The organism is Kastovskya adunca (assembly GCF_059505785.1).
On record NZ_JCACLG010000002.1, the window covers coordinates 1 to 22,097 of the forward strand.

The following is a 22,097-nucleotide window of genomic DNA, read 5'->3' on the forward strand; positions in this document are numbered from 1 at the left end:
CTCCACTTTTGCCCTTCTCTCTTTTGTAAAAAACCTACACCTGTGAGCGCTCCCCTGCACCCCCGCTCCCCTGCACCCCTGCACCATCTCCCTACTCAGCTCTCAGTACTAACCGTTGCATTCCCCAAAAAATTAAATTCGGGTCAGCGGTTATTTCTGTTGCTGTCTGTGAAAATTGGGTTTTGAGGTAGGTCAGGAGTATGGTCGAGTCGCCGCCTGTGAGGGCAATCTGACTATTGGGAAAGCGATCGCGCCACTGTTCGATGAAGTCTCGGACTCCTGCCAAAACCGTATAGATTACACCACTTTCAATTGCCGTGTCGGTTTGCAATGCCCAACGGGGAGGTAATGCCTCAGGCAAAGCTACAGTGGGTAAGGCGGCAGTTTTTTGAGCAAGGGATTGTAATTGCAAGCGAAATCCTGGCAGAATCGCGCCTCCGATTAAACTTCGCTGACTATCAGCCCCAGTAAAGGTTAATGCTGTCCCGGCATCAATCACCAGCACGGGAAAACCTAATTTCTCCCCCGCACCCAATACCGCTAGGGCGCGGTCAATGCCCAAGGTAGGATAAAGTCCTTTCAGGGGTAACTGGTTAAGGGTAATCAGATGGGTAGCGGGGTAGCGTTGCCAAAGGGGGATTTGTGTGGGGACAACAGAGGCGAGATAGAGAGGCGGCGGCTCAGAATTAGGAGAGGTGAGTTTTCGGATCACCTGTTCAACTTCTGAGGGTATGAGATGGACAGTATCCCAAGATTTTTGTAGGGTTTCTTTGGTAAACCACGCCCAGTGTAGTCGGGAGTTGCCGATCGTTAAGCCTATCCAATCATCTTTTTTTGCTCCCGTGGGGAGACTCTCTAATAAGCCCCCAATAACTTTAGTGGTGTCCATTCATGGGTTCGTATAGGGTTGCGAGTCTATTTTTAACGAACCACAAAGGCACAGAGGAGAAAATCAGGAAATTTTGCTAGAGATTTCGTCGCCATAGGAGTTACGCACCCTCAACAGGGTTGCGGTCATGCAATTGAATTTGGACTTGACACAAGTTGCACTATATTATGCTGTTGTCAGTCACAGCTCATAGCCGAAGTCGCGAATAATAAACACGACCTATAGTTACTATCGCAATTGTTTAGGCATTTATACTCAGATATTATGAAAAAAAACTTTTGGGCTTCTACCATATAAGAAGACAGAAAAAAGAAAGCTTTAAAAAATCAGGAATTTTAGGAGGTCAACAATGGTAGCGATCGCTAACAGAGCCGAAAAGCAGTTAACCATACAAACAGTGGAAATTGGTCGAAATACTACAGCGATTCGCTCGTTGGATTGGGATCGCGATCGCTTTGACATTGAGTTTGGGCTGCAAAACGGGACAACCTACAATTCTTTTTTGATTCGCGGGGAGAAAATTGCCTTAGTTGACACCTCCCATGAGAAATTCCGCCAGTTATATCTAGACACGCTAACGGGACTCATTGACCCCAAAACCATCGACTATCTGATTATTAGCCACACTGAGCCAGACCATAGTGGGTTAGTCAGAGATTTCTTACAGCTTGCGCCGCAAGCCACGGTGGTGGGATCAAAGGTAGCGATTCAATTTCTCGAAGATTTCGTCCATCAGCCATTTGAGCGGCGGATTGTCAAGAATGGGGATAAGTTGGATTTGGGCGATGGGCATGAGTTGGAGTTTGTGATTGCGCCCAACTTACACTGGCCCGACACCATGTTTAGCTATGATGCAGGCACGCAAATTCTCTACACTTGCGATGCATTTGGCTTGCACTATTGCAACGACAACACGTTTGATGAAGATTTAGAGGCAATTGAAGCCGATTACCGCTTTTACTACGACTGCTTGATGGCTCCTAATGCACGTTCGGTGCTGTCGGCTTTTAAGCGGATGGATGCCTTAGATGAAATTCAGCAAATTGCTAACGGTCACGGCCCAATTTTGCGTTACAACGTTGAGGAACTAACCGGATGCTATCGTCGCTGGAGTCAGTCGAAAGCCAAGGCAGAGACCTTTGTCACAGTCTTTTACATTTCTGATTATGGCTTTAGCGATCGCCTCTCCCAAGCGATCGCCAGAGGCATTGGCAAAACCGGAGTGGGGGTGGAGATGTTCGATCTCAAATCCGCCGATCCTCAGGAAGTCCAAGAAATCGTTAGCCGTTCGGCTGGATTAGTCATTGGAATGCCTCCCGCTTCCGGTGCTGCCGCAACAGTTACCAAAGCCGCCCTCAGTACCGTCTTAGCGGCTGCCAAGAGCAAGCAAGCGATTGGTATCTTTGAATCCTACGGTGGTGATGACGAACCTATCGATCCGGTACTCAATCAATTTCGTGACTTGGGGTTAACGGAGGTGTTTCCCTCAATTCGGATCAAAGAAACCCCGACAGAACGCACCTATCAGCTTTGTGATGAGGCGGGGACTGACTTAGGACAGTGGCTAACCCGCGATCGCTCTATCAAGCAACGCAAAGCTATAGATAACGATTTAGACAAAGCCTTGGGACGCCTGAGTGGGGGCTTGTACATTATTACGGCTCAAAAAGGAGACATCAAAGGGGCAATGCTGGCGTCTTGGGTGACACAAGCTAGTTTCCAACCCCTAGGCTTGACAATTGCGGTGGCGAAAGACCGAGCCATTGAGTCGATGATGCAAGTAGGCGATCGCTTTGTCCTCAATGTCTTGGAAGAAGGCAATCACCTAGGCTTGATGAAGCACTTCCTCAAGCGTTTTCCCCCTGGTGCTGACCGATTCGCTGGAGTGAAAACCCAGGCAACGGAAAATGGTTCTCCGATCTTGACGGATGCCTTGGCTTTTATGGAGTGCGAAGTTGTCAGCCGTATGGAATGCAGCGACCACTGGATTGTTTACAGCACGGTTAATAATGGTCGCGTATCTAAGGCAGATTCTTTAACGGCGGTTCATCATCGGAAGGTGGGGAATTATTATTAGTCTTTTTAACGCAAATAACCTCTAACTCTGTGTCCCTCTCTTGTTCCTCTGCGTTAAAAAACCATGATCAACACTAAACCCCGTGATGTCCAAGTACTCCCCCTAGGTGCCGATACAACCGTAATGCGATCGCGTACTTGGGATCGGCTCAAATTTGAAATCGAGTACGCCCTGCAACGCGGCACCACCGCCAACTCCTATCTGATTCAAGGGGATAAAACCGTCTTAATTGACCCACCGGGAGAATCTTTCACAGAGATCTTTCTCGCCGCCCTACAGCAGCGCCTAGACCTGACGACGCTAGATTATGTAATTTTGGGACACGTCAACCCCAACCGCTTAGTCACCCTTAACGCCCTGCTGCAACTTGCTCCCCACATCACCTTTGTCTGCTCCAATCCGGGCGCAAAATCCCTCCGCACGCTGTTTGAGAATACTCATAAAGACACCATCCCAGAACAAGGATTAAAAACCCTGGTGATGCGGGGGGAAGAAACCCTCGATCTCGGTGCAGGTCATCATCTACAATTTATCCCCACTCCCAGCCCTCGGTGGCCCGATGCCCTTTGTACCTACGACCCCCAAACGGAAATTCTCTTTAGCGATAAGTTATTCGGGGCGCATATCTGTAGCGACCAGGTATTTGATGAAGGCTGGACAAGCTTCAGTGAAGACCGCCGTTACTACTACGACTGCCTAATGGCTCCCCATGCACGGCAAGTCGAAACCGCCCTGGAAAAACTCACAGACTTTCCCGCCCGGCTATATGCTACGGCTCATGGCCCTTTGGTACGCTACAGCTTGATTAATTTAACCCAGTCCTATCGGCGCTGGAGTCAGGAACAAAAAAGCCAGGATACGACGGTGGCGCTCCTCTATGCGTCGGCTTATGGTAATACGGCAACCCTCGCCCAAGCGATCGCTCGTGGCATCATCAAGGCAGGGGTAGGTGCTGAATGCATCAATTGTGAAGTCGCTGACCCCACGGAGATTCAAGAAGCTGTAGAAAAATCCGCTGGCTTCATCATGGGTTCGCCTACCCTCGGCGGACATGCGCCGACCCCCATCCAAACAGCCCTCGGTATTGTGCTTTCTACCGCCTCCAAGGGCAAACTGGCAGGAGTGTTTGGTTCCTACGGTTGGAGTGGAGAAGCTATTGATTTACTGGAAGCCAAATTCCGCGATGCCGGATATTCCTTTGGCTTTGAGACGATTCGAGTCAAATTTAAACCCACCGATGCCACTCTGCAACTATGCGAAGAAGCGGGAACCGACTTTGCTCAAGCTTTGAAGAAAGCTAAAAAATCCCGTTCCCCTCGGCAACCTGTAGCAGATTCCCAAGCAGCACGTACTGAACAAGCGGTAGGGCGGCTCGTCGGTTCTCTCTGTGTCGTCACAGCAAAACAAGGCGATCGCAGTGGTGCAATGCTTGCCGACTGGGTATCTCAAGCCACCTTCAATCCTCCCGGTTTGACGATTGCGGTTGCTAAGGATCGAGCGATTGAGTCTTTAATGCACACAGACGGCAAGTTTGTTTTGAATATCCTCGGCGAAGGGAAGCACTTAGGGCTGATGAAACATTTCCTCAAACCCTTTGCTCCCGGTGAAGACCGCTTTGCAGGTGTGGCGACGGAATCAGCAGGAAATGACTGCCCAATTCTTACTGACGCCCTTGCTTATTTAGAGTGTTCTGTAGAAAACCGGATGGAATGCGGCGATCACTGGCTAGTTTATGCCGTAGTGAAAAATGGTAAAACACTTCAACCCGACGCAGTGACGGCGGTACATCACCGCAAATCCGGCAGTCATTATTAATAGTATATGGCGGCAATTAACTCAGTAATTGCCGCCAAGGTCTCTAATACGAACTAGGGCTTTCCAGACTATTCCAAATCTGTAAAATTGACGGCTCTACTAGTCATCATCCTCGCCTTCTTCTTCGACTTCTTCGCCTTCTTCGCCTTCTTCGATTTCTCCGCCCCCGAGTTCCTCCCGCTCTTCTACTCCTTCTTCACCTAAAGGAGCCTCCCTTTCAGCATTACAAGCTCCAACAGTGACAGACAAAACCAATGCAATCAGCAAAGCAAGAGGCGATAGTTTTCTAGTAGCCATAACCAAGAACTCCATACATGACGGGGATTAGTAGATACTTTACCTGTAAGGTCTCCTAGAGGTTCTACATCTTCGGACTTAAATCTAATCGGCTGCTAAATTCGCGTTTCTAGATATTGACCGATCATTTGCTGTTCACCCTCACGGGAAATGATCGTTTGGCGGGTACGGTACTTTTCGCCCACTAGTTTCAATTCTTCTTCAAACGCAGAACCTTTGTACTCGGTATGCAAGCACAAGGTCTTGGGGTCACTGAAGTAAAATGTGGCGGTGACGGGTTTAGGAGTGGCAAAACCGCGATCGCGATACAGAATATCTCCTAAGGCACCAAAAAGGGTAGAGCCTTGAGATTTCTTTTTTCCAGTCACAGAATCGTTGCTTTTCCAACTCACATGGGCACCGCAGATTAAAGCCGTTTCATCACTCATCTGGTGCAGGTGTGCCAAATGTATCAATTCTTCGCAGCCTTGTTCAAGAAATCGGATAGTAATTAGGCTAACCATTTCTTTTGTGTCTCCCTCTGGCAACGTATAGTACCGTCGTTCAGAGCGCCACTGACCAGCAGATTCTCGGAAGAATGTCGCGATTAATGAGTCTTCGGTTGTTTGAGCAATTTGTAGCCGTGATGTCACTGCTCGTGTTCCTCTCATGCAGGGCAGGGGAAACAGGTTTCTGGCAAAATGCAAGTCACCTGTAAATATTCTTAATAATATATCTTATCTAAGCATATTTACCCTGCAAGGTACTCTGTCTGACGACCTAGTTTATAGGAAGATTTTCTCCCGAACCGTAAATAATACCAATTTCCTGAATGTTTACTACAGATACTATGTGATTTCCCCCCTTAATAAGGGGGTTAGGGGGGTTGATTTGTAGCGCTATTTTATGAAATTGGTATAACCTTGGTGTATTCTGTGTTGTCGTAGCAAAAGATAGAAGAGGGACTGTCGCTCACTCCACAACTTCTACTGATACTCAACGGGTTTTACCTTCTAGCCGTCAATTAACACCAATCTACGAATCAAAGCCTCTTGCTTATTTTGCTTCTGGAAGCGGGAGACTCTGGCTAATAGTTTCCAGGCGACTGGCGATAAGGCTGTGGGAACCGCAATTTTGATCGCACGCAGAAAGCTTTTTTGTCGCACAGCTAGTAAGAGCCAACGTAGCTTGAGATATGTTTGTAGTTCTTTATTTGGTAAGACTGGATGGTGTTTTTCACTGACTAAGTTATAGATTTTCTCCATCACTACAGCATTACCATCTATCTGTTGTTGCGAGAGATTTTCTTGACGATAAAGCCAGGGAAAAATTGCCCGGATTAAAAGCTTCCATGCCACTGGCGATAAGATTGCTGACAAGGCGGCTTTGCTACTATTGAAAAACTGGCCGTGCTGTAGAGCTGTTATGCCCCAGCGCAGTTTTAGATAAGTATGTAAAGTATCTGGTTGATAAGGGTTGAAGTGATAAAATTTATCAATAGTTTTACTATTTTCTTGAGCTAGTGTCTCTGTATTTAAATACTTTTTTGGCAAATGCTTTTGCGCCTCCTGTGATAAATTAGACTTTCCTAAAAGCAAAATCCAGGCAGCGGGCAAAAAGAACGATAATAAACCCATTGTTGCGGCGCTAAAAATCTTTCCCTGCTTTAAAGCAACCAGGCTCCAGTGAAGCTTCAGATAAGCTTCAATATCCTTCAGATCAGGAAGGTTGACGCGATATTTTTCGCTGACGAGAGCGTAGATTTTTTGCTTGACTAATATGTTTGTTTCGAGGCGCTTTTCGAGGGAGAATTTTTGATTGTAAGCACCCGACCAAATGGTTCGGTAAGCGAGACATTCATTAATAAAAATTGCTTCACCAAACTGAGCAATTTTTATCCATGAATCAATATCATCAAAGTTGGCATCTAAGCTAGAATCCCATCCGCCAGTCTTCATGAAGGCGTCTCGACAGAAGGCGACTTGTACGGGAGTTCCGAAGGGAACTAATTCTAGCAACATGCCGTAGTGAATATCTTCTTGGGGAATATAAAAAGCTTTGCCAGGGCCAATTTGTCGAGTTTTAAACAGTTCGACTTCATTTTCATCAACTTGTGCGGCTTGTACCGAACAAATTACGGCTTCAGGACGCATGGCGATCGCGTTTGACATCTCCTCAATGCAGTTGAGGGCTAAGTAGTCATCATCATCTAGTGGCTTAATCCAGTCCCCTGTCGCGATTTCCACTCCAGCATTCACCGTTGCGGAGTGACCTTTATTTTCAGCATTGCGGTGATAAATCAGCCGTTCGTCACCAATGGCTAAAAGGGATTGGCGGCGATTCTCGACGTATTCTTGAGTACCATCCGTCGAACAGTCATCAGCGACAATCACTTCACAAGGAATAGTTTGTGCTAATGCCGTATCAATCGCCCGTCGCAGGAGAGATAGGCGATTATAAGTCGTAATGACAATGCTAAATTTCATTCCTCTTCACCACAACATACATTAGCCAGAGGCTCCAAAATCAGCTCAATGCTGAGAAGACAGCAGACAGCGATCGCGCCTTATGCCTACATTCTTGCCTCAAAATACTCCGATGTCCAACTTCCATGCAAACCGTAGGGAATATGGTGCTTGAGGTGTAAACGGGCTATAGGGCTTTGATTTAGATCCCGACCGTCTAAAATCACAATATCAGAACGGTGATCGCTGGCATCATACACCAACGTCAGCACCCAGCCATCATCTGCCTCTGTCGAATTGGGTCGAGGGACAAAAATAGGTTCGCTGATAAAGCCATGGGGAGCAGCACTCCAGAGTTGGCGTTCCCCATTGTTTACATCCAGCTTCAAAATCGCTTGTAGAGGAGCATTACCTCTAGGTGCATGGGCAGCACCCATAAACACATACTGGTAAGGGCGTCCCGCATGCTGGGGAGGAACAAAGGGAAACTCGCAGCAACGTTCTTCTAGAATTCGACGCTGTACGGTTTGGCTAGGCAAATCAAGGGTAAATCGCCAGAGTTGCCCTGGTGCTAAAGCATCAAAATCAACTTGCTTATAGTCGCTACCAGATTCGACCTCTGGGAAAGACTCGTAACAAATCGAGTCGATGCAAATTTCCTCCCCTCGCTCAAAGGCGTTGGCATGGTGGAAAACAAACCCCGCTTGAGTTTCAAAGAACTTGACAGGTTCTGAGGAGAAACGAGGAATCGCGACAATCCGCGTCGGTTTATCCGGCTGAAACTTCACGCACTCCCCAGCACCGCGAAAGCCCAAAGCAAAGGGAATCGGGTTAAAGCTCACAGGGTTTTGGAAAAATAAGCAGTAATTTTTGGTAATCGCGAAGTCGTGAATAAAGGCAAAACCAGGAACGCTATGGGAGTGCTGTCGCAGCAGTTTACCTGTGGGACTAAATTCGTAGATGATGATGGTGCTAGAAATACCGGGTTTGATGGCAAAGTTGACTAAACAGGGTTCGCCGTCATCAGCTTGGCAACTGGGGTCAATCCAAGGATGGGCGGCAAAAGGATCGCCCTCTGCTAAGACGCCGTCCAGGTACTCTGTTCCTAAAGTTTCTAAGGTGTGTGGATTTAAGCCATGGGGTTCGGCGGCTTCCCAAAGGGCAAGGAGTTTCCCGCCCCAATAAATGATGTTGGTGTTGGCGATATTTTTGAGTTGGAAGTCGAAGGCATTTGCCAACCAGCCTCCGGGCTTTTGGGTACCGAAGACGCCCCGATAAAGGATTTTTCCCGCTGCTTGTTCGGTTAGGAAGCCTTCTGTGCGGACGAAGCGATTGCGGAAGTGGGCGCGTCCTTGATCAAAGGCGATCGCACAAATCATCCCATCCCCATCAAAGGGATGATGAAGACGCATCCCGTTAACCTCTAATAAGCCAGGCCCATTACGAAAAAGTGTACCGTGCAGTTGAGAAGGAATTTTCCCTTCAACATCATCAATCCAATAGTCATATTCATTCGGTTGGGACTCATAACCCTTTCGCCAGTCTTCGCGGCTGTAGGAAAGGTCAGAAGTTGGTACCGAAAAGGCTTCTTTTGTGGGCAAATTCTGCATCTTGTTTGAGGAAGTCAGTTGAAAACTCTAGTAATTAAGCCTTAATCCCTGCAGCAATTGCCTCAGCACTGAGAATGAATTTGCCTAAAGGTAATACACAGCACCACTTTTATTCACTGTGTTCTTGAACTGACTCTCGTTTGAGAAAATCTGGAACGAAATTGGGCAAAAGAGATGTTTCTGGCTCCGCGCCGAGAGAATGATGTTCAAAGACGGCGGCAGTGGGTAAGGCTTTCGGCTTACCTTCCGACTGGATCTCGGCTTGCGGATCGGCGGCGGGTAGCCAGCCGAGAAAGGGGAGGGGCAGCAAACTAGAGGCGTTGGTAATCATCACTAACAACCACAGATTCTCGAAGTTAGTCTCTGTTACCCCTAGCCAGTGGGTGAGTAAGGCTCCGGTTTCGTGGGACAACAACCCGGCTAAGTTCCAGACGGACATCAACAGGGCAAAGAGTGTGGCTTCTACGCCCTCTGGACAGAGCCGTGCAGAAAGCACGAGTACGGGCATAAAGGCAACTTGTCCCATGACGCTGAGAATCAGGCTATCTCCCAGGCTGAACCAATGGTCGTCAATGCCTAAGGAGCGATTGGCATGGGTAACAAGGAGTAAGGCAGTCATTCCTAAAACAGCAGACAGCAGCGTTGTCCAACCCATGAGCTGACGAAAGGGAATTTGCTTTAAAAAGCGCTGAAATAACCAAATTCCCACCAGGGAGGCGAGGCTCGTCACCAAACGCACCCGTCCCAAAAATTCTGGTTGAAACCCTAGTTCATTAGTGGTGAAAAAGAAAAATGCTGAGTCAGCCGTTGGAGTGGCTTGCCAGATAAAGATAAAGGCTGTTGGCAACCAAATGACTTTTTGGGTGACAGCACCTCGCAGTTGCTTAACTTGATTTTTCACCGAAATAATATTGGAGCGATCGCCAATCGGCTCTTCTGCAATCAACCAGGCGACAGCGGAAACTAGCAAGGGAAATGTAGCAGTAATTCCAAAGACCGTTTGAGTGCTGAAGTGTTCTAGCAGCCAACCGCTGAGATAGGCGGTAATTAAGCCCCCTAAGGCAGAGGCTCCCCAGGTTAGTGATTGCAGGGAACCGGAATCACTCAGGGATTCTTGGCGCGCCCGTTCTACTACCAAAGAATCGACAATCACGTCACTGATGGCAACGGAGAGGGAACTTAGAAGAATCGCCACTGTAGCTGCCCAGGCTGTGTTGACAACCGTCGCTAACGCCAACCACGCAGCCGTGCCCAGCAATCCCGATAAAATCAAGTACGGTCGTCTGCGGTAGCCAAAGAGGGGCAGACCATCAGACAGAAAGCCAAACACGGGCTTAATCACCCAAGGTAAAGCGGCAATTCCCATTAATGCTGCCACTTGGGCAGGGCTGAGGGCAAGCTCATCTTTGAGAAAGAAGCTAATCGCCAGCCGCGCCAGTCCTAGGATACCTTGGACAAAATAGACAATTAAGATAGCGATTAACTCAGGCGTTGGCTCATTGCCAAAAAATACCTTTTTTTTGATGGATTCCTTGAGCCGATCCAAGCCAGAGCTAGAAACAATCATGAATATTTTTTAAGAATTGTCGTTTTTTATATCTTATACGCACCCCTCAAAAAGTCACGACTGCCTGTTATAGCCAAGTGCTGAGTTGGTGAGTTGAAGATTCAGCATTCACTTACCTTTAGGAAATCAGGAGTGTCCTAATCGGTATAGCGATCGCCTGTTATCCAAATAAAGGGTGACACCCACCTTGCCACAAATGCAATAATGTGGTGACGCTTCGCACTAGTACGATTAACCAGACAAATCTCACTCTTCTTCAGCCCACAAACGCACAAGATGCCCATGAACCTTCCCTTGCCTCTCTCCGCGTCCTCTGTGCCTTTGTGGTTGGTTTTTATTTCTCCCTATCGAACCAGACAGATAGAGTTGCCTTCATCTTGTCTGACTAAAAGCGTCTTTGCATCTCAGCATCTTTCTTGGGGGCAGCCATGAAGTTTATCAAGTCCAAGGTAGCAGCCCTCGCGAAACTAACGAACTGGGCGAGCAGTTCCTGGCTAGATTCTAGTGGTGTGCGCGTCGTAGCGATCGCCACCGTTGCCATTACAGGATTAGTCTTGGGAATACGTCAAGTTGGATGGCTACAACCCTTAGAATTAGTTGCCTTTGACCAGATGGTACGCTGGCGACCCCAAGCCCCAGCCGACCCCCGAATTTTGATTGTTGCTGTCACCGAAGCGGACATTCGAGACCAGCAGAAATGGCCCCTGTCTGACCAAGTTTTAGCCCAAGTTTTAAGCAAGATACAGTCTCTAAACCCCCGCGTCATTGGTTTAGACTTGTACCGCGATATCCCCGTTCCACCGGGACATGAGCAACTGATCACACAGTTGCAACAACCCAATCTAATTGCAATTCAAAACCTCGACACCCTCGCCGGGACTCCACCACCTCCCAGCGTTCCGCCAGAACGCCTAGGTTTTAACAATATTCCTGCTGACCCCGATAACATCATTCGTCGGAATTTGTTATTTGCCGAAGGAAACAGCAGTCAAGGGAGTACGGGGACGTTGTTTTCCTTCGGCTTGCAAGTCGCGATCGCCTATCTAGAAAAACAAGGGATTACGCCCCAAGCCAGTGCCGAGAATCCCGATGATCTGCAATTGGGTCAAGCGGTGTACAAACCCCTACAACCTAATTCTGGCGGCTATCGCAGCATTGAAGCCGATGGCATCCAAATCTTGCTCAACTACCGTACTGGCAGCAATGTAGCGCCGCAAGTCTCGGTGAGTGATGTTCTCAATGGCAACATTGATCCTGACTGGGTAACAGACAAAATCGTCTTGATTGGCAGCACTGCCCCCAGCCTCAAAGACACGCTATATACTCCCTATAGCGCCACGCTCAAGGAAAATTATCGCATGACTGGGGTTGTGGTTCATGCCCAAATGGTGAGCCAATTTCTTGATGCCGCCACAGGCGATCGCCCCTTATTTTGGTTTTGGTCAGAATCCCAGGAAATAGTGTGGATTGCGGGATGGGTGATCTTGGGAGGGATCTTAGGTTGGGTCAGTCATCATCCTATTTCCTTGAGTTTTTGGGTAACTAGCGGCCTCGTCGCCTTATTTGCCTGCAACTTTTTAATCGTCCTCGGCTCCGGCTGGGTGCCCCTATCTGCCCCGGCTATGGGCTTTATCCTCAGCGTTGGTACCATTGTCACTTACCGAGCGCACCAAGCCCGCCAGCAACAGCAGATCGTCATGAAACTTCTGGGGCAGAACACCTCACCAGAAATTGCCAAAGCCCTCTGGAGAGGACGCGATCGCCTGCTCAAATCTGGCAAACTTCCCGGCATCCGTCTCACCGCCACGATGCTCTTTGCCGATGTCAAAGACTTCAGCACTATTTCCGAACAAATGACTCCAGAAGCCCTGCTGGAGTGGCTAAACGAACTGCTAGATGCCATTACTCACGCCATCTTAAACCGGGAGGGGATTGTCAACAAATTTACTGGGGATGGCATCATGGCAGTATTTGGCGTCCCGATGTCCCGCCTCCATAAAATGGAAGTCAGCCAAGATGCTCAAGCCGCCGTCGCCTGTGCAATGGAAATGAGCAGGATTTTAGACCAAAAGAATAAAGGTTGGCAGCAGCGGGGTTTGCCCGTGATTCAAATGCGGATTGGGATTTTTACGGGGTCAGTTGTGGCTGGCAGTTTGGGAGGCAAAGACCGCCTAGAATATGGTGTCATTGGCGATAGCGTCAATATTGCCGCTCGTCTGGAAAGCTGTGAAAAGCATCGCCAGGAGAGCGACTGTCGCATCCTAATTGGTCATGAAACTTTCGTGCATGTAAAAGACCAATATGAGTTTGAATCCTGGGGAGCTTTGGCACTAAAAGGCAAACAACAAATGGTTGATGTCTACCGCGTTATTCAACCGCACCCTATAAACAATCCTGAAGTTGTTGCTGCTCCTGATGGCACGTTACACAAAGCCATTTCCCCACACCCACGCCAAGATCACAGTGGTTGAAGGTAAGTAGGGGAGAATAAATTCAAACTTTGTATTGCCCTGTATTTTTAACTTATTTTGTAGTCAGAGCTTGGGCACTATTTTGAGGGCTGAAATCACTACAAACTTACTTGTAGTGCAGTGGGTGGGATGAGTGAAGTTGCATCGGCATCATCGGGAAAGCGCTGCTACTTTTTGCTGTTTGATCGGAATTTCTACGCGGAATTCCGCTCCCTCTCCCCTGGTGGAGAAACACTGCATTTGCCCCCTGTGCTTATCGACAACAATTTGATAGCTGATCGATAATCCTAATCCTGTGCCTTCGCCAACTTTTTTGGTGGTAAAGAAAGGGTCAAAGAGTCGCGCTTTGACGAGATCGCTAATTCCCGCTCCATTATCTATAATGCTGATTTGAACCCCATTTTGTTCTGAAACTTGGGTGCGGATGGTGATGGTAGGGGGATGATTCTTAATCGTTTCTAGGTCGCGTTCTTGGCTGTATTCCTGTAGCGCATCAATCCCATTGCTAATCAGGTTCATAAACACCTGATTGAGCTGTCCGGCGTAACATTCAACTTCAGGCAAATCCCCGTATTCCTTAACAATTTCAATACCGGGACGCTCTGGCGCTGCTTTGAGACGATTTTGGAGAATCAGTAGGGTTGATTCGATACCCTCATGAATATCAACAGGTTTCATCTCAGCTTCGTCCAACCGGGAGAAATTTCGCAACGTCAGCACAATCTGCCGGATGCGTTCAGCACCAAGTTTTATAGAGGATATCGTTTTCGGTAAATCCTCAATCAGAAAGTCAAGCTCAATTTCTTCTGTACGCTCAAGAATTTGGGGGTGATCAGGGCAACATTGCTGATAAAGGTCAATTAACGAGAGCAAATCCTCCGCGTAGTCACTGACATAACTCAAGTTGCCATAAATGAAGTTGACAGGGTTATTAATTTCGTGGGCAACCCCGGCAACCAATTGACCTAAAGAAGACATTTTTTCCGTTTGAATCAGTTGGGTTTGGGTGCGTTTGAGTTCGTGGAGTGCTTCTTCTAGCTCCGAGGCTTTCTCTCGATATTGCAGTTCTGCCTTTTGAATTTCCTCAAATAAATGAGCATTCTCTAGGGCGGTTGCAATTTGTCCTGCTAGGGTATTGAAGGTTTCCAAATCCATCTGACTAAAGCGATCGCTCTGGTCATTTTGGATATCGATTACCCCAATCAGCTTGCCACGACTGACTAGCGGAACGGCTACCTCAGAGCCGTTTAGGGACGGTTTTAAATCGTTTGCTGATTCAAAATAGCCATCATCGACCGAGACGATCTCTTGGGTTTGGGCAGCACGGACGATCAGATTCTCACTACAATCTAGGGATAGATAGGGAGTTTGGTCTTGTCTGGTGTCCTGCTTACCCGTGTTAGCGCGTCGGATCAGTTGGCGGGTTGTTTGGTCTAACAGATAAATTTGCACGTAGTGCAAACCAAAGCGATTTTGCATCAACGCGATCGCCTCTTGCAACAACCGTTCGGGGTCGTGAATAGCACGGGAAAGTTCGCTCACTGCCACAGTCACATGCTGGCTCACTTCCAGTTCCTGAGTGCGTTCCTCCAATCCCTGGAGCAATTTACCAACTTGGATTGCCATGCTGTTGAAACTGGACGCCAAGAGTCCAATTTCGTCTTTTGACTGAATCGAACTTCGAGCACTAAGATTGCCACGGGTGAATTGACTCACCGTATTCGCTAGATGAATAAGCGGTTTAGTGAGCCGTTGTCCTATCATCACCGCCGCGACGATCACGATACCAACAATAATTAGAGCCAGCAACAGCGTATAGCGGATTTGAGATTTAATCGGTTCTAGAAATACGGCTTGCGGCTGGGCAAAAACTACAAACCATGGTTTCGTCTCTAACGGGGTTACCGCTGCTGAGTACAGATCGTTATTGACAGATCCTAAGGGAGCTGTAAAGAAAGGAGTTTTCTTGGAGTTAGCTAAACCTTGTTCAAAGGTAGGTAAGTTAGTAGAGAGGTCTGCCACTGACCCATTGGGCAGCCGTCCCTCTGCTTGCAGCGCTTTCACTTGGGCAGGTGGGAGCGGTGTAACCGATTTAAAATTTAATTCTGTTAGGGTGCCTTCAGCTAAACGGACGTAGTTTTCATCCAGCAAAATTGCAAAAGACTCGCGTCCTCCTACCAACTCAGTGTTTTGCACAACCAGTCGCTGGATAGCCGCCGCGTTATAACGGACGCGCAGGACACCAATAATCTCTCCAGACGCATTTCGCACTGGACTGCTAAAGTACAGACTTGGTACGCGATCGCTGACCGAATACCGCAAAGGCGAAACGTAGGGCAATCCCTTTTTAAGCGGTTCCTGGAAGTAATCCCGGTTCGATTGATCTTCCCCAATATCTGGTGTGTAGGTATCAAGCACATCTCTCCCCTGGCGATCGAGCAGTGCGTAAGATGAGATATTCAAGGTATCTTTGCGGCTGAGGGAAAGTAAGGTGACCTCAACTTCTGCGGCAACACTTTGTCTTTGGCTGACGGGTAAATCCAGATATCTGGCAAGCACGGGCAATTGAGCCTCGACTCGCACAGCATCCAAGTTGGATCGCATGAAATTGTCGAGACTAAGGGCAGTTTGAGAGGCAGCAGTCAAGAGGGTTTGGTTGGCATTATTTGTCAGCGTCTTTTGCATCATCCGCTGATTAACCCAGGCAAGTAGAAGTAAGGGGAGAAGAGATACACCCAGGAACGAGAAGATCAGCTTACCGCGAAGGCTAGAGAGTTGGATGCCCACAGTTAATTTACCTCTTCCAATTGCTGTACAAAGGAGGGATTAATCAGTTTTTGAACGTCTGGTGCGGCACTCAACACTCCTTTTCGAGTGTAGAAGTCTACATACAATTTGGCGGTATAGTACAACGACTGAGTAGTTTCGCCAGGAGTAAATGCCTTTAAGTTGTCTGGCAAGTTCGCTAAATGGATGCCATCGGGAGAAACTTCTTCTGGTGTAATGTTCAGCTTCTTGGCAATGAGTGCATTGCTTTCAGCCGGATGTGCCTGCCAGTAATCTTGAGCTTGAAACCAAGCGCGGATAAATGCTTTCACGTCATTGGGGCGATCGCGTAACACATCGCCATGAAATATCATCACATCTGAAATCAATCCCGGCGTTTGCTTGCTGCTGAATATCTTCTTTGCTCCGAATTCAACGGCTTTAAATAGGTAAGGTTCCCAAGTATGTCCCGCTTGAATGTCACCGCTTTTTAAGCGCTCTGGAACTGCTTTTGCTTCTAAATTAACGAGCGTGACATCATTGACGCTAATACCGTTATCCTCCAGCATCCTAGTCACAAACAATTCTCCAAAATCATTTCGCTTGATACCAATTCGTTTCCCTTTTAACTCAGCAACGCTTTGAATACCGCGCTGCGCCACGACAGCATCAGCCCCCGCCGAGTCATCGGTTACTAGGACAATTTGGGCATTAGGGTTTTTCTCGATAATGTTCATCACGCTACCCAATGCCAAAAAAACCCCATCATATTTGTTAGCTGTGAAGTCAGATGCAGGTTCGAGATAGTTGTTTGAATAGACAGCTTTAACGTTCACCCCTTGATCCACAAAAAACCCTTTTTCTTGGGCAAGTACCAGCGGAAAAACCCCAGGCCAGAGATTGTAGGAAACCCGGAGGGGTGGTAGTTCTGGGGAAGAAGTAACCGTTGTCCTGCTATTACAGGCAGTAGCTAGCACAATGGCGAACAAGAACAGCAACAAAAAACGCAGCAATCGAGGTTTCATAACAAGAACCTGCTGATGTATGTAACGAGCAAGGGTGATCGGCAGTCGGTCAGCGTTAGGAGCGCAATTGCTGCACAAAGGAAGGATTAATCAGTTTTTGAACGTCTGGCGTAGCACTTAGCCCTCCTATCCGAATATAGAAGTCGGCGTACAATTTGGCAGTATGGTGCAGCGACTCGGTGGTGGAACCGGGAGTAAATGCCTTTAAGTTGTCTTGCCAGGTGTAGAACTTGATTCCATCGGTGAACAGGTTTTCTGGCTTAAGATCAAGTGCTTTAGTAATCAGTGCGTTGCTTTCAGTTTGATTGGCTTGCCAGTACTCTTGCGCTTGGAACCAAGCACGGATAAATGCCTGCACGTCATTGGGGCGATCGCGTAACACCTTGCTGCGAAATATCATCACAGTTGGCATCAACCCCGGTGTTTCTTCGCTAGTAAATAACACACTTGCGCCGGATTGGTTGATCGCTTCAGACACATAGGGTTCCCAGGTTTGTCCCGCTTGGATGTTACCGCTTTGAAACTGTGCAGGGACGGCTTCCCCCTCGACATTGACGAGTGTGACGTTATCGGTAGTCAAGCCATGCTGCTCTAGCCAGGTAGTAACAAACAATTCTCCATAGTCACCTAACTTGACACCGATCCGTTTGCCCTTCAAGTCAGTTCCGTTGCGAATATCAGGCTGCGCCAGCACCACATCCGCACCCGCTGATTCATCCGCGATTAAGGTAATCTGCACATCGGGTATTTTTTCAATTACCCCCATAAGACTTCCTAAGACGATGAAAAGTCCGTCAGATTTGCCAGCCACAAAGTTAGACACAGATTCTAGATAGTTGACTGTGTAAGCGTGCTCGACGTTCACTCCTTGAAGGGTGAAAAATCCTTTTTCCTGAGCGATCGCCATCGGAAATGTTCCTGGCCACAGGTTATAGGCAATTTTTAGCGGTGGAGGTTCCGGTCTAAAAACAATAGATTTTGTCCCTGTACACGCGGTAATCAGCGTTAGGCTGAGGAAGAAAAGGGATAAAAAGCGCAGAACGCGATATTTCATGGTAACTGCCAGTTTATAAAGGAACAAGGTCATGCTGCCTTGAATCAATTGAGCTGATAAAAGGCGGTATTAAGGGGATGCGTCTTAAGCTCTACGCTGCTTTTGGCTGGTATTTGGTGGGCGATCGCATTCTCTTTTAGGGTTCCCAAGTTCGTCCTAATTTTTTAGGTCTTAGTCAACTCCAGGAAAAAATGTCGAATTGAACAGCGAAGGCGACAGAGATTGAGCTGGCTCCCTGCTAATGCTCTTTGTGCTACAGCCAACTAAGTCGCGATCGCTCCTCGACGTGAAGATCGTTCAAAATTTAAATTAATAAAAACTCTTGTTTTGCAAAGCTTCTAACTACAAGCCTTGTTCAACTTTGCAAGCAATCGCAAAAAAAATTAATATGTTTTTGATTGCAATACTTAAGTAATAAATTGTCAAATTTTTCTAGCAGTATTACAAAGTATCCTTATTCTTGGAAAGCCCCACACAATTACAAGCTGAAAACCGATATTAAAGCGCTTCCATGATTAAAAAAATTTTGATTGCTGTTGCAGGGCTAGGAAAAAACGAAGAGATGCTCAAGATGTTGATGGAAGTTCCTTCCATTCGACAAGCATCCGTTACTGTCCTGCACGTCGTACCTCCTCAAGTCACTGCTGAGGCAATGGCCGACAAGCTACAAGAAGGAGGCAAGATTCTCGCTCAAGCCATTGAGACATTAGGACTAGAACCCGAACAAGTTACAGTCCGGCTCAAACAAGGCGATCCCAAAGATGTCGTTTGCCAAGTGGCTGATGAAGAAGCTGTTGACTTAATCATTATGGGTTCTAGGGGGCTAAACCGTATAGAATCCATTCTGTCTAATTCAGTTAGCCAGTACGTTTTCCAGTTGTCTTCTCGCCCGATGTTGCTGGTTAAAGACGATGTTTACGTCAAGAAAGTTAACCGCATCATGGTTGCCTTAGACAAATCCGCTGATGCCAAATACTGCCTGGATATAGCGTTATTCCTGCTGCGGGAAATCCCAGGAGGTCAACTCCATCTAGTTCGCGTTCTCTTCGGTAAGAATAAACCCGGTGAAGAATCTACTGTAACCGAAGCTGAACAAGACCCCGTTTTATCCTCCGCCGCCGCTGAAGCGAAAAAGTTAGGGATCAATTATTCCTGTCACCTCCGCACAGGGAAAGCAGGGGAAGAAATTTGCCGCTTGGCAGACGACCGCAATATCGATCTTTTAATCCTTGGTTCTCCTGAGAGACGCCCTTCCATTGCTAGAGGGTTACCTGATTTAGATCGGTTACTAGGGTCTTCTTTATCCGACTATGTCCGTGTTTACGCAAACTGCCCAGTGATATTGGGTCGGATGCCAACTTAAGAGATACTGAGTTTGTCCTATCTTTGGCTCTCTTCTTCCTAAGGCTCTAAACAGGGCAGCTTCATTTTTGTGAGCAGCCGACACCCGTGTAGGGTGCAGCTATAGAAGACTTACGCTTTTGCCTGTGCAGGTTAGCTACTTAGCCCCTTGAAACAACACGGCGGCTGAGACAACTCAGTCCCCAAAAAAAATCCCCCGTCCAAGTTAATGAAATAAGGACAGGGGATTTTGTGTATTGCTAGCAACTTAAGGATTTTTATTGCCTTCGCGGCTACTGGTTTGAATGAACAGAATCAGCAGGAAAACCGTAGGAACTAGCACGAAGAGAATAACAGCAATAAAACCTAAATCATTAACTTGCATTACATCGATGCCTCTAAATTACGATCAACCCACCCTCTAGAATATCATCTACATTCCTGAGGAGATAGTATTAGCCTCATGGTTTTGTTTTGATGCTTACAGAACTATTGACCAAGGTTTGACAAGCTAAGCGATAGTTGTCTGGCTTTTTCTTGAGCTTCTGATTTTCCACGTCAGTGCGAGGCGAAAGACCCTCCATCCCTTCCACCACTTCGACAATACAGGTGCCACACTGACCATAACCTCCACAGTTCATCATCTTGCCCATGAAAGTGTAGATGTCAATGCCATTTTCTAGGGCTTTTTCTCTTAAATTTGCCCCATTAGCAGCAACCACTTCCTTCTCTTCGTTGACAAACTTGATATTAGCCATCGTTCTCCTGACAGTTAGCGTATTTCTATTTTATTAAGGATTGTTAATTAATTCGGCATCTTTAATCAAAATTAGATTGGGCAATTTTAGAGGGTAGTGTTTTCTACAGCACAATTCCAGGGCTGTACTACCTCAAATGAGTTAAATGCTATAGGTTTTCCCACTCCTCCATGTCGAGGGTCGTAGAGCGTGAAGGTAGCGATCGCCTCCTTGATCCGTTGATGTCCTAGGGCAAATTGGGCAGGTGAACCAATTCCCGTTTGATGCCATCGGGATCGGCAAAGAAGACAGCGTAGTAGCCTAGCTAATCAGGGCTTGCGGAGCCTAGCCTCCCGACGGATATACATACTTCCCTTTACCTTCTCTCCCCATTACCCCAAAGCCTCAACGCTACCGTGTCTCTCTTCTGGAGTAGTGGAGGGGTTAGGTAATCCTCACCCCCTGGAAAGAGTTGCTGAGCTACCATTTGTCTATATAAGTTAACAATAAGTAACATATTTAAGGTTTATTATGCCTAATCTCCTAGAAGCTACAAAAGAGTACTGGAAAAAATTAGACCAGCTAGAAGCGGCTTACAAGCGAGACGAAGTTTCTCTTGAAGAAGTCGATACCAGAGTTTCTGAACTGATGGCTGAACTTGGTGACGAACGACGAGCGGCATTGAATTATGTATGGCTGGGAGCGCGTCGTTTTTGGAATGAGCAACGAGAAACGGTTGTTGGTGTTGCTTTTTTGGGAATTCTCACTTATGCCTGGGCAATCGTCAGCCAAGCTGCCTAATTTGAACAGTAAAACCTTGATGTTCAGAGTTTGGCAGAGCGGAGCATCCAGATATAAAAAACTTAAATTCTCTCTTCGGTTGGAGAGGCTTTCCATCTGGAGAGCGACAACAGTAAAGATTAACCCTTGGTATTCTAGTAATTGGAAACAAAACAGCACCTGAATAGCAATGTGCCGCTAGCGTCCATTGTTGTACATCGCAGGAGAGCGACCTTAGATGTACAAACGGTGCAGTTATCCAACTAGACAGCCGTGGTGTGGAGTATTTTTCGCTTCTTCCACTTCATTACTACTATTTGGTGGGACTAAAGTCCTAACCAGAGCGCTCAAAAGTAGTAGACGCGGTACGTCAAAATAACAAAAACCATATCAATGCCTGTACCATCTTGACTCAACTTTATTCGACTCAAGGTGGTATAGCCATATTTAATCAGATTTATTGACCCATAAAAGAAGCCCCCAGTTTGGGGGCTTTTTGAATTCAGCGTACAGTCAAACGCTTACAGCAAATAGACCAGGATAAATAAAATAATCCACACAACGTCTACAAAGTGCCAGTACAGCTCTGCGGCTTCGACACCAAAGTGTTCTTCATCGCTGTAATGTCCTGGCTTCCGGGAGCGGAGCAGGACAGAGATAATCAGTAACAACCCAACGGTGACGTGAAGACCGTGGAAAGCCGTCAGGACATAAAACGAGCTGGCGTATAGGTTAGTCGTCAGACCAAACTCAAGGTTGGTATACTCATACACCTGTCCTCCTAGGAAAATCGCGCCCATGATGGCAGTAAGGGTATACCAGAACCGCAAACCTGAGACATCGTTTTTCTTGATTGCCTCGTCGCCTCGGTGCATTACAAAACTGCTGGAAATCAGAATTAGCGTGTTGATTCCTGGCAGGAGCAGTTCCCGTTCTGGCGTTCCTTCAGGCGGCCAAATCGGTGAGACAGTTCGATAAATTAGATAGGCTCCAAACATGCCGAGGAAAATCATGCTCTCGGCAGCCAGGAATACCCATACTCCAGTCATGCGGAGATCAGGATGTTCCTCATGAACAGCATCTTCCACCTTGTGGTGATAGTTCAGAGCTGTCTTAGATTCGTCAATTGTTGAACCTTGCATGAATTTTTATGTTCAGTGGTCAGTGGTTAGTAGTCTCGAGTTATCAGCCATAGTTTGAGTAACTAGTGGCTAATAACTTACA

Annotated in this window: 17 protein-coding genes and 1 pseudogene; 5 read left to right on the forward strand and 13 right to left on the reverse strand. The window is 47.3% G+C overall.

The window, feature by feature from the left end:
- Positions 1 to 91: 91 nt before the first annotated feature.
- Positions 92 to 889 (reverse strand): pantothenate kinase, encoded by a 798-nt coding sequence (locus tag AC5JR3_RS00530; RefSeq protein ID WP_495841974.1) that lies wholly within the window; start codon positions 887 to 889, stop codon positions 92 to 94.
- 349 nt (positions 890 to 1,238) lie between these two features.
- Here AC5JR3_RS00530 and AC5JR3_RS00535 point away from each other — a divergent pair, with 349 nt between their 5' ends.
- The gene (locus AC5JR3_RS00535; protein WP_495841976.1) at positions 1,239 to 2,966 is read left to right on the forward strand and encodes a diflavin flavoprotein; all 1,728 of its coding nucleotides are present in this window, start codon (positions 1,239 to 1,241) and stop codon (positions 2,964 to 2,966) included.
- A gap of 63 nt (positions 2,967 to 3,029) precedes the next feature.
- Positions 3,030 to 4,781, forward strand: coding sequence for a diflavin flavoprotein (locus AC5JR3_RS00540; RefSeq protein WP_495841978.1), 1,752 nt, complete (start codon positions 3,030 to 3,032; stop codon positions 4,779 to 4,781).
- 99 nt (positions 4,782 to 4,880) lie between these two features.
- On the opposite strand, the gene AC5JR3_RS00545 is transcribed toward AC5JR3_RS00540, so the two are convergent.
- From AC5JR3_RS00545 to AC5JR3_RS00570, 6 genes and pseudogenes are all read right to left on the reverse strand, one after another.
- Positions 4,881 to 5,078 (reverse strand): hypothetical protein, encoded by a 198-nt coding sequence (locus tag AC5JR3_RS00545; RefSeq protein WP_495841979.1) that lies wholly within the window; start codon positions 5,076 to 5,078, stop codon positions 4,881 to 4,883.
- A gap of 95 nt (positions 5,079 to 5,173) precedes the next feature.
- Complete coding sequence (locus AC5JR3_RS00550) at positions 5,174 to 5,710, reverse strand: phycobiliprotein lyase (protein WP_495841980.1); 537 nt, start codon at positions 5,708 to 5,710, stop codon at positions 5,174 to 5,176.
- A 936-nt stretch (positions 5,711 to 6,646) separates the two neighbouring features.
- Positions 6,647 to 7,543 (reverse strand): annotated as a pseudogene (locus tag AC5JR3_RS00555) (glycosyltransferase family 2 protein); the annotation flags it as partial.
- 86 nt (positions 7,544 to 7,629) lie between these two features.
- Positions 7,630 to 9,132, reverse strand: a complete 1,503-nt coding sequence (locus AC5JR3_RS00560) for a carotenoid oxygenase family protein (RefSeq protein WP_495841982.1) — start codon at positions 9,130 to 9,132, stop codon at positions 7,630 to 7,632.
- 109 nt (positions 9,133 to 9,241) lie between these two features.
- A complete protein-coding gene (locus AC5JR3_RS00565) occupies positions 9,242 to 10,699 on the reverse strand; it encodes a folate/biopterin family MFS transporter (protein WP_495841983.1) in 1,458 nt (485 codons plus the stop codon).
- 137 nt (positions 10,700 to 10,836) lie between these two features.
- Complete coding sequence (locus AC5JR3_RS00570) at positions 10,837 to 10,983, reverse strand: hypothetical protein (RefSeq protein ID WP_495841985.1); 147 nt, start codon at positions 10,981 to 10,983, stop codon at positions 10,837 to 10,839.
- 144 nt (positions 10,984 to 11,127) lie between these two features.
- On the opposite strand from AC5JR3_RS00570, the gene AC5JR3_RS00575 reads away from it, so the two are divergent.
- Positions 11,128 to 13,170, forward strand: a complete 2,043-nt coding sequence (locus AC5JR3_RS00575; protein ID WP_495841987.1) for a CHASE2 domain-containing protein — start codon at positions 11,128 to 11,130, stop codon at positions 13,168 to 13,170.
- A gap of 150 nt (positions 13,171 to 13,320) precedes the next feature.
- On the opposite strand, the gene AC5JR3_RS00580 is transcribed toward AC5JR3_RS00575, so the two are convergent.
- From AC5JR3_RS00580 to AC5JR3_RS00590, 3 genes are read right to left on the reverse strand one after another with little or no spacing between them, the layout of a single operon-like run.
- Complete coding sequence (locus AC5JR3_RS00580) at positions 13,321 to 15,957, reverse strand: ATP-binding protein (RefSeq protein ID WP_495841989.1); 2,637 nt, start codon at positions 15,955 to 15,957, stop codon at positions 13,321 to 13,323.
- A 2-nt stretch (positions 15,958 to 15,959) separates the two neighbouring features.
- On the reverse strand, positions 15,960 to 16,961 hold the full coding sequence (locus AC5JR3_RS00585; RefSeq protein ID WP_495841991.1) for an ABC transporter substrate-binding protein: 1,002 nt from the start codon (positions 16,959 to 16,961) through the stop codon (positions 15,960 to 15,962).
- A 55-nt stretch (positions 16,962 to 17,016) separates the two neighbouring features.
- A complete protein-coding gene (locus AC5JR3_RS00590) occupies positions 17,017 to 18,015 on the reverse strand; it encodes an ABC transporter substrate-binding protein (protein ID WP_495841993.1) in 999 nt (332 codons plus the stop codon).
- A 511-nt stretch (positions 18,016 to 18,526) separates the two neighbouring features.
- Here AC5JR3_RS00590 and AC5JR3_RS00595 point away from each other — a divergent pair.
- Complete coding sequence (locus AC5JR3_RS00595; protein WP_495841995.1) at positions 18,527 to 19,378, forward strand: universal stress protein; 852 nt, start codon at positions 18,527 to 18,529, stop codon at positions 19,376 to 19,378.
- A 246-nt stretch (positions 19,379 to 19,624) separates the two neighbouring features.
- Here the strand turns inward: AC5JR3_RS00595 and psbM are convergent, their stop codons facing one another.
- Both psbM and AC5JR3_RS00605 read right to left on the reverse strand, forming a co-directional pair.
- Positions 19,625 to 19,741 (reverse strand): photosystem II reaction center protein PsbM, encoded by a 117-nt coding sequence (psbM, locus tag AC5JR3_RS00600; RefSeq protein WP_495841997.1) that lies wholly within the window; start codon positions 19,739 to 19,741, stop codon positions 19,625 to 19,627.
- Between the two features lie 76 nt (positions 19,742 to 19,817).
- Positions 19,818 to 20,114 carry a 2Fe-2S iron-sulfur cluster-binding protein gene (locus AC5JR3_RS00605; protein WP_495841998.1) on the reverse strand — a complete coding sequence of 99 codons (297 nt, stop codon included), beginning with the start codon at positions 20,112 to 20,114 and terminating at the stop codon, positions 19,818 to 19,820.
- A 510-nt stretch (positions 20,115 to 20,624) separates the two neighbouring features.
- On the opposite strand from AC5JR3_RS00605, the gene AC5JR3_RS00610 reads away from it, so the two are divergent.
- Positions 20,625 to 20,894 (forward strand): hypothetical protein, encoded by a 270-nt coding sequence (locus tag AC5JR3_RS00610; protein WP_495842000.1) that lies wholly within the window; start codon positions 20,625 to 20,627, stop codon positions 20,892 to 20,894.
- Positions 20,895 to 21,394: 500 nt separating this feature from the next.
- On the opposite strand, the gene AC5JR3_RS00615 is transcribed toward AC5JR3_RS00610, so the two are convergent.
- The gene (locus tag AC5JR3_RS00615) at positions 21,395 to 22,015 is read right to left on the reverse strand and encodes a cytochrome c oxidase subunit 3 (protein WP_495842002.1); all 621 of its coding nucleotides are present in this window, start codon (positions 22,013 to 22,015) and stop codon (positions 21,395 to 21,397) included.
- Between the last annotated feature and the right edge of the window lie 82 nt (positions 22,016 to 22,097).

What these genes read in the sequence shown, in the direction of transcription:
- AC5JR3_RS00585 (WP_495841991.1), bottom strand. Translation starts at nt 16,961, where the DNA reads ATGAAACCTCGATTGCTGCGTTTTTTGTTGCTGTTCTTGTTCGCCATT.
- AC5JR3_RS00605 (WP_495841998.1), bottom strand. Translation starts at nt 20,114, where the DNA reads ATGGCTAATATCAAGTTTGTCAACGAAGAGAAGGAAGTGGTTGCTGCT.
- AC5JR3_RS00615 (WP_495842002.1), bottom strand. Translation starts at nt 22,015, where the DNA reads ATGCAAGGTTCAACAATTGACGAATCTAAGACAGCTCTGAACTATCAC.
- AC5JR3_RS00545 (WP_495841979.1), bottom strand. Translation starts at nt 5,078, where the DNA reads ATGGCTACTAGAAAACTATCGCCTCTTGCTTTGCTGATTGCATTGGTT.
- AC5JR3_RS00535 (WP_495841976.1), top strand. Translation starts at nt 1,239, where the DNA reads ATGGTAGCGATCGCTAACAGAGCCGAAAAGCAGTTAACCATACAAACA.
- AC5JR3_RS00595 (WP_495841995.1), top strand. Translation starts at nt 18,527, where the DNA reads ATGATTAAAAAAATTTTGATTGCTGTTGCAGGGCTAGGAAAAAACGAA.
- AC5JR3_RS00575 (WP_495841987.1), top strand. Translation starts at nt 11,128, where the DNA reads ATGAAGTTTATCAAGTCCAAGGTAGCAGCCCTCGCGAAACTAACGAAC.
- AC5JR3_RS00540 (WP_495841978.1), top strand. Translation starts at nt 3,030, where the DNA reads ATGATCAACACTAAACCCCGTGATGTCCAAGTACTCCCCCTAGGTGCC.
- AC5JR3_RS00560 (WP_495841982.1), bottom strand. Translation starts at nt 9,132, where the DNA reads ATGCAGAATTTGCCCACAAAAGAAGCCTTTTCGGTACCAACTTCTGAC.
- AC5JR3_RS00565 (WP_495841983.1), bottom strand. Translation starts at nt 10,699, where the DNA reads ATGATTGTTTCTAGCTCTGGCTTGGATCGGCTCAAGGAATCCATCAAA.
- AC5JR3_RS00610 (WP_495842000.1), top strand. Translation starts at nt 20,625, where the DNA reads ATGCCTAATCTCCTAGAAGCTACAAAAGAGTACTGGAAAAAATTAGAC.
- AC5JR3_RS00530 (WP_495841974.1), bottom strand. Translation starts at nt 889, where the DNA reads ATGGACACCACTAAAGTTATTGGGGGCTTATTAGAGAGTCTCCCCACG.
- AC5JR3_RS00570 (WP_495841985.1), bottom strand. Translation starts at nt 10,983, where the DNA reads ATGGGCATCTTGTGCGTTTGTGGGCTGAAGAAGAGTGAGATTTGTCTG.
- psbM (WP_495841997.1), bottom strand. Translation starts at nt 19,741, where the DNA reads ATGCAAGTTAATGATTTAGGTTTTATTGCTGTTATTCTCTTCGTGCTA.
- AC5JR3_RS00590 (WP_495841993.1), bottom strand. Translation starts at nt 18,015, where the DNA reads ATGAAATATCGCGTTCTGCGCTTTTTATCCCTTTTCTTCCTCAGCCTA.